Annotated in this window: 9 protein-coding genes; 6 read left to right on the top strand and 3 right to left on the bottom strand. The window is 47.9% G+C overall.

Annotated features, from left to right (window positions below):
• The 4 genes from ACTIE6_RS03610 to ACTIE6_RS03625 all read left to right on the top strand — a co-directional run.
• The coding region (locus tag ACTIE6_RS03610; protein WP_439555322.1) for a RagB/SusD family nutrient uptake outer membrane protein at positions 1–374 on the top strand (374 nt) is incomplete at its 5' end.
• A gap of 39 nt (positions 375–413) precedes the next feature.
• Positions 414–1,874 carry a BNR-4 repeat-containing protein gene (locus ACTIE6_RS03615; RefSeq protein WP_439555323.1) on the top strand — a complete coding sequence of 487 codons (1,461 nt, stop codon included), beginning with the start codon at positions 414–416 and terminating at the stop codon, positions 1,872–1,874.
• Positions 1,875–1,887: 13 nt separating this feature from the next.
• Entirely contained in the window at positions 1,888–2,523 is a 636-nt protein-coding gene (locus ACTIE6_RS03620) for a DNA alkylation repair protein (RefSeq protein WP_439555324.1), read from the top strand.
• 88 nt (positions 2,524–2,611) lie between these two features.
• On the top strand, positions 2,612–6,709 hold the full coding sequence (locus ACTIE6_RS03625; RefSeq protein ID WP_439555325.1) for a GAF domain-containing protein: 4,098 nt from the start codon (positions 2,612–2,614) through the stop codon (positions 6,707–6,709).
• Positions 6,710–6,729: 20 nt separating this feature from the next.
• Here the strand turns inward: ACTIE6_RS03625 and ACTIE6_RS03630 are convergent, their stop codons facing one another.
• Together ACTIE6_RS03630 and ACTIE6_RS03635 are read right to left on the bottom strand one after the other, a co-directional pair.
• Positions 6,730–8,151 carry an alanine/glycine:cation symporter family protein gene (locus ACTIE6_RS03630; protein WP_439555326.1) on the bottom strand — a complete coding sequence of 474 codons (1,422 nt, stop codon included), beginning with the start codon at positions 8,149–8,151 and terminating at the stop codon, positions 6,730–6,732.
• 178 nt (positions 8,152–8,329) lie between these two features.
• Complete coding sequence (locus ACTIE6_RS03635; protein WP_439555327.1) at positions 8,330–9,121, bottom strand: hypothetical protein; 792 nt, start codon at positions 9,119–9,121, stop codon at positions 8,330–8,332.
• A gap of 308 nt (positions 9,122–9,429) precedes the next feature.
• Between ACTIE6_RS03635 and ACTIE6_RS03640 the strand changes: the two genes are divergently transcribed.
• Both ACTIE6_RS03640 and ACTIE6_RS03645 read left to right on the top strand, forming a co-directional pair.
• On the top strand, positions 9,430–10,134 hold the full coding sequence (locus ACTIE6_RS03640) for a response regulator transcription factor (protein ID WP_439555328.1): 705 nt from the start codon (positions 9,430–9,432) through the stop codon (positions 10,132–10,134).
• Positions 10,131–10,358, top strand: a complete 228-nt coding sequence (locus ACTIE6_RS03645) for an Hpt domain-containing protein (protein ID WP_439555329.1) — start codon at positions 10,131–10,133, stop codon at positions 10,356–10,358. Before ACTIE6_RS03640 ends, ACTIE6_RS03645 begins: the two co-directional genes overlap by 4 nt.
• A 99-nt stretch (positions 10,359–10,457) precedes the next feature.
• On the opposite strand, the gene ACTIE6_RS03650 is transcribed toward ACTIE6_RS03645, so the two are convergent.
• Positions 10,458–13,562: ATP-binding protein (locus tag ACTIE6_RS03650; RefSeq protein WP_439555330.1), on the bottom strand; the 3,105-nt coding region annotated here is incomplete at its 5' end.

The raw sequence follows: 13,562 nt of genomic DNA on the forward strand, positions 1-13,562 counted from the left end.
ATAACAACTGGCCTGTGCTACGCTACGCTGATGTACTGCTGATGCGCGCCGAGGCATTGAATGAAGTGGGCTATGCGGCTGGCGGAGAAGCTTTTGCATTATTGAACATGGTGAGAAAAAGAGCCGGACTGGCCGACAAGACGAGCCAGCAAATTCCTTCGCAGGCCGCATTCAGGCTGGCGATTGAACAGGAAAGGCGCGTTGAGCTGGCGTTTGAAAACCACCGCTGGTTTGACCTCACACGCACCGGCCGGGCGATAGAAGTAATGAATGCAAAAGGGTTGAATGTGCAGCCTTTCCGGTTGCTGCTCCCGATCCCCCTCACCCAGATCCAGATCAATCCGGACAGGATCAAACAAAACCCAGGTTACTGATTTCAGGTCAGTACGTTTTTAATCACTAATTATTGAAAAATGAAGAATCAATCCATTGCATTAACCTGTGCCTTTTTACTGACTTTGCTTACCACCGCTGCATTTGCGCAAACAGTTCACCCGGACCTTCAATACGCAGAAGCCGAGATGATCCTCAAAAAGGCGGATGGTTTTAAAGGTATCTGGTACATGAACCAACCTTCAAAAGACGAGTACGTGTATAAATACAGTGGCGGACTGGCTGTATACCCGGCCAATCATCGCCCATTCGCGATATACGCGAAAAAGGTAGACAAGACCTTTTTCTGTTTCGGCGGCACAGACGATACCAACTCGACGCTGCTTCACAATGTATCCTACTTCGATCACAAAACCGGCAAAGTGGCTAACCCGGTTATTTTATTGGATAAAAAAACCATTGATGCCCACGATAATCCTGTGATTTCCATCGATGATCAGGGTTATGTCTGGATCTTCTCTACTTCGCACGGACTGTCGCGGCCTTCTTACATTCACAAGAGTAAAAAACCGTATGATATAGAGGCTTTTGAAACGATAAAGGCAACAGAAATCGTGAATGGAAAGGAAGTTCCCTTCAACAACTTTTCCTATTTCCAGGTATACCCCATTAAAGGCAAAGGTTTCATTGCGCTATTTACCAAGTACAACTCGAAAGGTCAGCGCGTGATCGGTTTCAACACTACAAAAGACGGGGTTCGCTGGAATGAATGGAAAGTGCTCGCGCACATTCAGGAGGGACATTATCAGGTGAGCACCGAGCTGAATGGAAAAGTGGGTGTGGCCTTTGATTACCACCCGCTTGGTAAAGGACTTAATTACCGGACCAATCTGCAATACCTGGAAACGTCAGATTTCGGGCAAACCTGGCAGAATATCCAGGGCGAGCAAGCACAGCTTCCGCTGACGGATGCTAAAAATCTGGCAGTAGTCCACGATTATGCCAGTGAGAAACTGAACTGTTACCTGCTGGATATCACATTTGATCCCAAACAGAAACCTGCGATACTGGTGATTTCGAGTAAAGGTTTCGAAGCCGGACCTGGCAACAATCCGAGAGAATGGACGCTTTTTAGGTGGAGGCAAAACAAATGGGACCGCAACGTAGTCACCACGTCGGATAGCAATTACGATATGGGTTCTGTTTACGTGGAATCGGACAAAGTGCTGAAAGTGATCGGGCCGACGGTGGATGGCCCCCAAGCCTATAACCCGGGCGGAGAGGTGGCTATGTGGCTGAGTAAAGACGGTGGTAAAAGCTGGAATAAAGAAAAGCAAATGACGCAGAACAGCACCATGAACCATTCGTACGTGCGCAAACCTGTTGGTGCGAAACCTGATTTTTACGGAATCTGGGCCGACGGTCACGGACGGAAACCTTCCGAATCATTCCTGTATTTTACTAATTCAAAAGGCGACGTCTACAAATTACCCCGCCAGAGCACCGACGCAATGATCACGCCGGAGCTTTTAAAAAATTAAGATTGCTATTACTTTGCAGAAAACAGCTTTGTTATCTGATATGCTGGAAGAAATCATTCATGAACTCCAAAAAACCGAGCATGGCTTCAAACACATTGAAGAAGCCGGCAGGAACATTCTTGAAGAAAAGCAGGTAGATGTTCTTTCTGTTGCATTAGAACTTCTCGGGAATGAAGCCTACCAGGCGCGCATGCTCGGCACCTTCCTGTTGGGACAGCTCGCGGCGGACAATGAGCAGGCGCTAAAAGTATTGAAGTCTACCGTTGCGGCCGACCCGAACTGGCGCGTGCAGGAAATGTTGGCGAAAGCCTTTGATTACTATTGCAGCCGCATCGGTTACGAAGCAGCTCTGACTGAGATTAAAAGCTGGCTGCAGCATGAAAATGCTAATTTAAACCGGGCGGTGATAGAAGGATTACGTATCTGGACTTCCCGCCCCTACTTTAAAGAACATCCGGAAATTGCAATCGGGCTTATTGCACAACTGAAAGCGAGCGAAAGTGAATATGTACGCAAGTCGGTAGGTAATGCACTTCGGGATATAAGTAAAAAGCACAGCGCATTAGTAGAGCAGGAACTGCTTTCCTGGGACTTAACTGATAAACGTGTTGCCTTTACCCAAAAGCTGGTAACCAAAAATCAGAAGTGAGGAGAATGATGCTTAATAGTTTGTAGCTAAATGGCATAGAGTTTGTGGGGGGTCGTCGCTTTCGATACAGTTACCTATCCACTTACTTATGCAAGCAGACGAAAATCACCTGGCATTGTATAATGCAACCGACCACGGCTTATGCCTGATAGAGTTGATTTACGAAAACGGTAAAGTAGCCGACCTGATTTTCCGGGAGCAAAATGCTGCCTTTGGGGAGCATACAGGGTTAGGTAACGTTGTGGGAAAAAGATTTAGCGAATTACCAACACGTTTTGAAACCAACTGGATCAACATCTACTCAGAGGTAGCGGAAACCGGCGAGCCGCTCAGCAATGAGGTGTATTTGCAAGATGTTGGAAGATGGTATAAGACAAAATTTGCATTAGTCGGGCATGTAGGCAGTAGTTGGGCTACTGCAGTTACCCAGCAAAAAAGGCGTGAGGCCAATCTTACTTTCCTGAATGAACTCAGTGCGGAGCTCGAACAATTGACCAGCATTGGTGAAACGCTCGAAGTACTCGGAGAAAAAATCGGTGAGCACTTTGGACTATCGCATTGCCGGTTTGTAGAGCTGGATCATGATAATAATACCATTATTGTCAATCATGCCTGGCAGCGGGCCGGTACGCTCGAAATAAGAACCCCCGCCCGAATCAGTGATTTTCTGACGCCTGAGTTCAATCTGAAAATGAGTGCGGGTGAAACGGTTGTCATCGACGACGTTTTCAGCAATCCGTTAGCTGACGGAGCCAGGTTTTTATCAGTCGGCGTCGGATCGCTGATAACGGTTCCACTGCTACGTGACGGCGTCTGGCGCTTCTGGCTAGGGCTTTACCATACCGCTGCGCACCATTGGCATCGCGAAGAAGTAGCATTCATCAAAGAACTTGCCGCGCGTATCTGGATCAGGCTCGAACGCGCCCGCGCTGAACAAGCGCTGCGCATCAGCGAAGCCCGGCACCGAACCCTGTTTGACTCGGTTGATGACGGTGTCTGCCTTTTTGAACGCCTGCCTGTTCGCGCCGACGGACTCCGGGACTACCGTTATGTGGCAATGAACCCGGCCATGCAGGCCATGTTCGGAAAAGTCGATCTGAGTGGGCAATCGATCCGTGACAATTTGCCTGACGAAGTCGAAGCCTGGTATGACGACTACGACCGGGTACTGGAAACGGGTCAATCCATCCGCATTGAACGGGAGAGTGAGCCGCAGGGTATGGTGCTGGAAGTGTTTGTAACGCGCGTAGAAGACGGCTCGGGAAAAATGCTGCTGGCTGTTATGCAGGACGTTACCGAACGGAAGAAGGAAGAACAACGAAAGGAATTTGTGCTCGCGTTTTCCGACGAGCTGCGAGCACTTACCGACCCGCTCGCTATACAAAACAGGACACTGCAACTTTTAACCGGGCATTTTCGCCTCGACCGCTGCTGGGTCAGTGAGGTATCTGAACAGCAAGGCTTTTCAACTGTCGGTCCTGAATACTTTCGTCCGGATCTTGCGCCCATGTCCGGCGTATTCCAATTGGCGGATTATCCCGAAACAATGCGGCAGCTGATGACGCAACCTATGATGATTGAAGACGCGCCTACCGATCCACGCTTTTCAGATTCTGAGAAGCAGCTATTGAATGGATTAGGATTGCGTTCGCTCTTGGTCGTGCCATTGCGCAGGGGTCCGGAACATGTGATATGGGCGCTTGCGGCTACCACTACGACGCCACGGAGATGGACTAGTAATGACCGTGAGCTGTTGCAGGATGTGGCCGAGCGCACCTGGACTGCTGTGGAACAAGCAAAAGCAGAAACCGCCCTAAGGAAAAATGAAGAGAAATACCGTGCCTTGTTTGAATCGGTTGACGAGGGTTTCAGTATCGTAGAGCTGGTTTTTGGAGAAGCCGGGCAGGTTGTCGACTTTATTTATCAGGAAAATAATCCTGCGTTTATAAAGCATGTAGGAGTTGATTTACAAGGCCGGAAAAGATCAGAATTACTTCTTGATCAAAAAGATTTTGTTCTTGAAAAATATGATCAGTTAGTCAGGACTGGCGAGCCGGTCCATTTTGAATATTGTGTACAACGTTTGGGCGGAATGTGGTTTCAGGTTGCAGCCTCCCGCATTGGCGAGCAAGGCAGTAAGTACGTGGGCATTGTGTTTAGAAATGTCACAGAACGCAAGCGGCAGGAGCAGGAGCAAGCACTGCTACTGAGATTGGGTGATAAAATCAGGCCGCTCACTGATCCTGTCATGATTGAGGGGGAAGTAACAAATGTATTGCGTGCGCATTTTGGTGCGGGATGGTGCTACTATGTGCAGTGGGATGAGGTTACCAAGGTCGGCGTTGTGCATCGCGATGCCACCAGGAAGGGACTTGCTTCTCTGATTGGGGAACATGACGTGTCCGACGTGCCGGAGTTCCTTGACCTACTCAAAGCCAATCCGTTGCTTAATGTGAGTGACTATGAAAGCTACGAGATGCTGACTTCCAAGCTTCGCGCCCGATATACATCGATCGGGTTTCGCTCTATGCTGATTGCCACGTTGGTTAAACAAGGACGTCTGGTTGCATCTTTTCTCATCGGAGATGATAAGATCCGGCAATGGTCAACGCATGAGGAAACCCTGTTAATGCAGGTGGCGGAACGTACCTGGGCGGCGGTAGAACGTGCCAAGGCTGAGCGCGAGCTACAGCGTATCGAAGAAAGGCAAAGCGCTATTCTGGGGAGCGCGACCGACTACGCCATTTTCACGCTGGACCTCGACCTGCGGGTGCTCGATTGGAATGCAGGCGCGCAGTTTGTGCTTGGCTACGCTGATCAGGAAATCCTTGGACAGCCTGGTGAAATCTTTTTCGTTCCCGAAGACAGGGCAAACGGAGCGCCGGAATTTGAAAGACGGGCAGCAATTGAAAATGGCAGAGTTGAGAACGAACGCTGGCATCTTCGAAAAGACGGCTCCCGTTTTTATGGATCAGGGGTAACTACACCTTTGCTGGACGAGGATGGAAATTTGATCGGCCTGTTGAAAGTACTGCGCGATCTGACGGTTCAGAAACAAGGTGAAGATGCATTAAAGCAGGCTGATAAACGAAAGGATGAATTTTTGGCAATGCTGGCCCACGAACTGCGAAACCCGATTTCGACTTTACGGAATGCAATATCAGTGTTGAAGATTACACATGGTATTGACACCGCGGCCTCTGAGATCGTGGGGATGATGGACAAGCAAGCTACCCATCTGGTTCGAATGATTGACGATTTACTCGATGTGAGCCGTGTTACGCAGGGCAAGATCGAATTAAAAATGGAACGGCTTGAATTAGGGCCACTGGTAGCTAATGCCGTAAAAGCAATCAAACCTCAATTTGAAAGCCGGCATAAACAACTTTCTCTTGCAGTATTAACACCTGAACTGTTTGCCAAAGCGGATTCGACACGACTTTCGCAAGTGGTGACTAATCTGTTGACGAATGGTCTGCGATACACGGAAGATGACGGACATGTTTGGGTCAGTGTTTTTGTTGAAAATGGCTATGGCGCAATCAGTATCAAAGACAATGGAATTGGGCTCAGTAACGAGCAGCAGACTTCTGTATTTGACCTTTTTGTGCAGGGAGATAACTCGCTTGCGCGGACACAAGGTGGATTGGGAATCGGGTTAACATTGGTAAAGCAGCTTGTAGAAATGCACGGCGGCAAAGTTACCGCTAAGAGCGAAGGTATCGGTCATGGTAGTGACTTCTGGGTTTATATTCCATTGCTGGATTTTAAAGAGCAGAATCAAACCAGGACGGAAGAAAACTTGGCTGAAAAATGTTCGTCCAGGCGAATTTTGGTAATTGACGACATGGAAGATCTGGCCACACTAACGGCTATGCTGCTGCGGCTTAAAGGGTACGAAGTAGAAATCTCAACCAACGGAAAAACAGGGGCCGAACTGGTCGAGAAATTAAAACCTTCAATTGTACTATGCGATATTGGAATGCCGGGAATGGATGGTCACCAGACCGCAACGCAAATCCGTCAAGGTCAATGGGGCCGGGGTGTAACGTTAATTGCTTTGTCTGGTTATGGTTTGGAAGAAGATAAGCAAAAGGCAAAAAAGGCAGGTTTTGACGGCCACATCACCAAACCGATTGATCTGGCTGAGTTTGAAAGTTTGATTTCAAGTTTTCAAAGAAGATGAAATAACTATTCTTCCTCCACTTACTTCCATTCCTCCGTACCCTTAATCCCCAACTCCTCCGGACGGAAGACCGGATCTTTCCCTGCGTCCTTCTGCTTCTGATAATCTTTGAGCGCATCCAATGCCGGTTTTCTTAACAAAATGATTGCAACAATGTTGAGCCAGGCCATTAATCCGACGCCAATGTCGCCAATTGTCCAGGCGAGAGCGGCAGTTTTGATGGAGCCGTAAAAGGTTGCTGCCATGATCAGGAAACGTAGTCCCCAGAGTGCGGCTTTGCTGTTTTTATTGCCGAGCAGGTAGCTCAGGTTGGTTTCGGCAATGTAGTAGTAAGCCATAACGGTGGTGAATGCAAAGAACAAAAGCGCTACGGCCACAAACCCGCTGCCCAGTGAAGGGAAATGCACATTAATGGCCGACTGGGTAAACTCCGCGCCCATTGCTGCGCCGGGAATGTGCTCCACGAGGAAGCCCCCCGCTGGATTGGCCACGTTGTATTGTCCGGTAAAAAGGATCATTAAGGCCGTCGCCGTACAAACAAAAAGTGTATCGACATATACCGAAAATGCCTGCACAAGACCCTGCTTGGCCGGGTGGCTTGTTTCAGCCGCAGCCGCAGCGTGGGGCGCAGTACCTTGCCCGGCTTCATTGGAATAAACGCCGCGCTTTACGCCCCAAAGTACCGCCATTCCAAAAATGCCGCCGAATGCAGGCTCCATATCGAATGCGCTGCGGAATATCAATGCAAACACACTTGGTACTTCTGTAATATTTAGCCCGATCACGATCAGTGCCATGAGAATGTAAGCGCCAGCCATAAATGGCACCACAAATTCCGCCACTTTGCCAATGCGCTTGACCCCGCCGAAAATGATTAGTCCCAGCAATACCGTTACAAATCCGCCTGTTATTTCCACCGGGATATCAAATGCAGTGAGCGAGCTGGTAGCAATGCTGTTGCTCTGCACGCCGGGCAAAAAAAGCGCTGTGCTGAGTATCGTGGCAAATGCAAACAGGTTTGCATACCATTTTATCCCCAAACCTTTTTCTATATAATAAGCCGGACCGCCCCGGTACTGTCCGTCCTGAACCGTTTTGTAAATCTGTCCCAATGCCGCTTCTACATAAGCCGACGCTGCACCCAGGAATGCGATCGCCCACATCCAGAACACCGCGCCTGGTCCTCCCATTGCTATCGCGGTAGCTACCCCGGCAATGTTGCCAGTCCCTACCCGACCGGAAATAGCTATCGCAAAAGCCTGAAAGGAAGACACACCCTGCGCCGAAGATTTGCCGCCAAAGAGCAGCGCCACCATATCTTTTATGTATCTCACCTGCAAAAAACGCGTCACAATGGAAAAATAAATTCCGGTTGCAAGACAAAGCCCGATCAAAGCTTTACTCCAAATGAGATCATTGATGAAATTGACTATTTGCTCCATTTAATTGGCTTAAAAGAATATAGAAGAGAATTTTGTTAGGCGAAATGCCAAATAAAGGAAAATAATATGAAAGCACTGGTAAAAATCTACGGACTTCGATTTACGCTTTTGCGCGGGCGGGAGCTGGTGAGCGATTTTATCAATTCCAGCGTGGTAGTAGCGCGACAATATTAAGATATCACTCTTCGATAGGTTCGCTGTAAAGAAAATCATCCATAATCACCAGGTCGCTTTCACTGCTGCCATTGTATTTTTTGCTGATTGCGGCTGAGCCCGCGGTGATCGTCACTTTTGTTATTTTACTGTCCGGAAAAACGGCTCCAAGAAATGAGAAGCCTTGATCATCTTTTCTTGTCGGAGCGCTTAATTTGCCCAGACTTTTATCGCCTTCAAAATATTCTAATGTCGTCGAATTCGCTTTGTCCACATCCGATAACACAACGCCAAATCCCTTTACAAAAGCATTCTTATCAGTACCAGGCACTTTGAACGTAACGTCCATTTTGTTGCTTCCCACGGCTGCGAAAGTGCGGGCCGGGCTGAATGCATTGAACTGGTCGTCATAACCGGATACCAGGTCACTGAAGTTTTTATCACTGATTCGCAATCCGCTGCCGTGAGTTGTAAAAATGGCACCGCGTTTTCTTCCGGCAGCCGCGGCAGGATCAGTACTGTTGAAAAAGTCGCCCGGGAAAGTGTTCGTATTCGTTTGGTTGTCGGGAACTGCGTCCCAGTTTATTTCACGGCGACCGCCGGTCTGGCCTGGGGTCGTGTTTAATTGACTGCCCAGCAATGTCCTGAAAGAGGCCAGCTGAGAACTGATATCACCGCTTCCTTTTACTTCAGTGAAATTGACAGATGGCGTAAGCACTTCTGGTTCGTTGCTGGAATTACACGCAGACATCAATGCAATGCAGGCAAGTACGCCCACGTTTTTAACCGTTTTCATGACAAAAGTTTGAGATTTCATAATTAAGTTTTGGTTGGATATTTACTTCCTATTTGACGCTGACAAAAGTATCGCAGCCCATTTTGCGTAACTTGAAAGAAATGCTAAAAACTATAAAAAAGTATAAATGGCTGTCAACTATATCTATTTGATGGGCAGCGGTTTGCAGCTTGATTGCGACTAATCTCTTAGTCAAAAGAGAAATGGTTTTTTACATCAAAATTTATTGGCAAAACCATTCAATAAGATTGTCTGCGGAAAGCATTTTCAAGAATGATATTATTCTACTTTTGCCGCCTTCAACCGACTTTCGCACTAAACTCAACATAATGGGAACGCCCAACTTACTACTGATCGACGACGAAGTCCAGTATAGTGAATTGACCAAAGAATATCTTGAAATGAAGGGCTGCAGGGTGATGCTCAAACATGACGGACAGGCTGGGCTTGAAGCATTTAAATCACATTCGTTTGACCTGTGTGTGCTGGATATCAAGATGCCAAAGAAGGACGGTTTTACGCTGGCCGAGGAGATTAAGGAAATGAGTGAATTGACACCTATCATTTTCCTGACCGGGCAGTCGCTGAAAGAAGACAAGATCAAAGGGCTGACATTGGGCGCAGACGATTATCTGACAAAACCATTTAGTATGGAGGAGCTTTATCTCCGGATCAAAGCCATTTTGAAAAGGGTAAAAGTGCAGGAAAAATCGATTGAAACAGATCAATATCAATGGGGTAATTCAAAGTTTGACCTTGAATTGCGCGAGCTTACAGTGGCCGGCGAAAAAATCAAGCTCACTTCCATCGAATCCAAGCTGCTAAAATTGTTCTGTGATAATCAAAACAAAGTACTCACCCGCGATGCGGCGATGATAGGAATTTGGGGCGACGAGGAACATTACCGTGGATATAGTCTGAATGTATATGTCAGCAAACTGCGTAAGTTCCTGAAAGCCGACCCGTCCATTGAAATCCTGAATCTGCATGGAGAAGGTTACAAGCTGGTATACAAACAAAGTGTGGCCGGATGATGGATTTATCTTTACTTAAAAGCCTGATGTCGGGCGACGAAAAACTTGTCTCTCGCTTCGTTTCAGTATTTAAGACACAGGTTCCTGCACAAGTCCAACAACTGCCCGAACTTTGTGAAAGTCAGGAATGGGAAGAACTTTCAACTTCGCTGCACAGCCTTAAAACCCAGTTCAGCTACGTGGGTATGAACGAATTTGCCGAGCAAATGCGGGAAATGGAATAAAGCATTGACAATGGAGATACCGGCTCAATCACTGCGCGGATCGATCAATTTATAGAACATTTCGACCTGTTCTGGCAAGCAGAATTTGAAGCAAAGTGATTATAACGTTTGCTCCATTTGCTTCGTCGCTTCCAGCAATTTCCTGATCTTGTATTTCAATTTTTTGGCTTCAATGGGCTTGGTAATATAATCGTCCATGCCCGCATTCCGGCACTTCTGCGCTTCGGCCGGATTTGCATTGGAAGTGAAGGCGAGAATAGGCGTGTTCCTGTCTTTTTCCCGCATCCGGATCGCCTGCGTGGCTTTGTAACCATCCATTACGGGCATTTTTACATCCATTAATATGATATCAAAACTGGCTTCGTCCAGCTTTTTCAATGCGATCTCTCCATTATCTGCAATAATCACGCGTACATTCTGGATGATTTTTTTCAAGGTTTCTTCCGCCACAACCTGATTGAAAAGGTTGTCTTCCACCAGCAGGATATTCACGCCGGAAAGTATCCTCTCCTTGTCTTCATCCTCCACCTGTTCGCCAGGGTTACAAATTTCGAAAGTCAGGTTGAAACTGAATGTGGTACCCTTGCCCAGAATGCTGTTCACCTGCATACTGCCGCCCTGTTCTTCCACCAGCTTTTTGGCGATAAATAGCCCCAGTCCTGTTCCGGATTGTTTGGTATTCAGATCGTCGTCGATGCGGGTGAAGGTTTCAAAAATATACGCGAGCTTGTCCTGCGCGATGCCGATGCCGGTGTCGGTTACCTCAAAAAGCAGCTCTTCACTTTCCCTGTTTTTACTTACCACACTTACCCGGATGGAAACGCCGCCATTTTCGGTAAACTTTACCGCATTGCCGGCCAGGTTCAATAAAATCTGGTGCAGGCGGATCGGGTCACCGATCAGTTGCGGGCTTACATCATCGTCTACGGTCACTTGGAGGTTAAGTCCTTTTTCTTCCGCGATTACTTTCAGGATATAGCCGAGCCGGTTCATCCGGTCGCGGACCTGGAATGGTTTATTGACGAATGAAAACTTGCCGGCTTCGATTTTGGAATAGTCGAGAATGTCGTTGATGATCGCCAGCAGGTTTTCGGAAGAATACCTGATTCCCTTCGCATATTCAGTTTGCTTTGCATCGAGGGGCGTGTCAAAAATCAGCTCCGACATACCCAGAATGGCCGTCATCGGCGTGCGGATCTCATGGCTCATATTGGCAAAAAACTGCTCCTTAAACCTCGATTTTTCTTCTACCAATTGCTTCTGACGCTCGATTTCTTCTTTCTGAACCTGAATTTCCGCAGTCCGCACTGCCACTTTCTGTTCCAGCTTTTCGTACAAGATCGCATTCTCAATGGAAACGGCGATTTGTCCTGACAGTAACTTCAAAAGCTGCGTGCGTTCATTGGTAAATACCGCCGTCGCCAGGTTATTTTCCAGGTACAACACGCCCACCAGCTTGCCCTGGTTCAATGCCGGGATGCACAATGCCGAGCGGATTTCCCTTTCTACGATTACCGGATCATTTTTGAAAGCATCACTGGCAAGCGCATCGTGCAGGACAACGTCTGATTTGGTTCGAAAAACGTGCTCGATAATGCTGGCGGGAACTTCATTCGAATCGGCCAAGCGCAGTTTGCGGACGTCGCTCACTTCATCGATCACCGATCTGCGGGCTTCAATGTACAATTCACCGCCCCAATCCAGCACAAAGTAACCCGACTGCGCGCCCGCGTTTTCAATCGCGAACTGCATCAGTTTTTCCATTAACCTGCTGAAAACAACCTCGCTCGAAATCGCGGTAGAAGCTTTCATCAGCGTAGCCAGGTCCAGTGTGGATACAATACTTTCCCCCGATGTGGCTCCGGTTATAAATGGAGCCGGGTACTCGGAAATATCTTGTGAAAGCGCCGGGAATTCGGCCAGCAACTGCCTTTCCTTGATCACACAGCCCCATTCCCTGTAACCGTCCAAAGCTGCACTCAGGTAAGTCAGCGCCATTTTTAGCTGGCCTTTTTCATTCCAAAACCTGCCGCAAAGCTCGTTGCTCAACGCCGCTTCGTGCACATGTCCGTTCTCGTTACTGGTTTTAATGGCTTTGTCGTAGCTCACTGCGGCCAGCTCACTCTGTCCTTTCGCAGCAGCAATTTCGGCTTCCAGCAGATAAACCCTGTGTGCCAGATTGACGGGAATGTGCCGCGAAAGTTTCCGGAGCTTATCGCAATGTTTGACAGCATTTTTCAAATGAAAATTACTTCCTTTTCCGGCTTTGTAAACTGCAATATTTACCAAACTAAAAAAGAAGGAAAAAAGCGATTCGAATTGGGTGCCGCGCACGTTTGTGGCAAACCGCTCTGCCTGCCGCGCATATTCCAGCCCTTTTTCAAACTCACCGGAGAAACAGGCGAGTGCCATTTTGTAGGCAAAGCAAACGAACATCCGGGAATTATTCTTCAAAGCAAAAATGCCGGAAAAAGCCGGTCCCTCATCGAAATACTCGCCGGTCAAAACAACAGGATCATCATTCTCGCCCAGCAAATTGCAGGCAATCTGGATTAGCGGTTCATTGTAATGAGAAACGGGTTCTTTGGAGAGCGATTTGGGCAACTGCTTGTAGCGTAACATTTCATGCTTCACCCAATGCAGGTTTTTTCCTGAAAGCAACAGATGAAAACTGTACGAACTTGAAGCGTAGGAGCAGTATTCCACATCGCCCCGTTCCACGCCGGTCTGGTAAGCAACCCGTAGCGGTTCGAGCGATTTATTGATATGCTCGCCCGACGATCGGTTGACGATGTTGAACAACAGTAATGTCCGCGCTTTTGCCTCAGAATTCTCCATCCGGTCGGCCAGTTTCAATGCCACATTTCCGTACCGGTAACAAGCTTTGTGGTTCGTTTCAATTGCATTGACAATGGCGCCATAAGTCGCAAATGTGATCGCGGATTCAGGCGCAATGCCGTATTTGAGCGACAGTTCGACCATTTTGAGCACCATTACCGGGTACAATTCCGGAATGGCGGAAAACGAAGCCGCCGTAATGTTTTGCAAAAGGCGCATCGCGGCCAGCTTTTCCGGCTCCGTCATTTTTGGCAAGTTTTCAAGGTCTTCGATTTGCCTGCCGCGCATCAGCCATTTGGATTTCAGGTAGCCGGCGATGGTATGCAAGGTGCGGACCTGCGAAGGAAAAGTGACATTTAAACCTTT

This window comes from Dyadobacter sp. (assembly GCF_051859145.1).
Taxonomy (GTDB): Bacteria; Bacteroidota; Bacteroidia; order Cytophagales; family Spirosomataceae; genus Dyadobacter.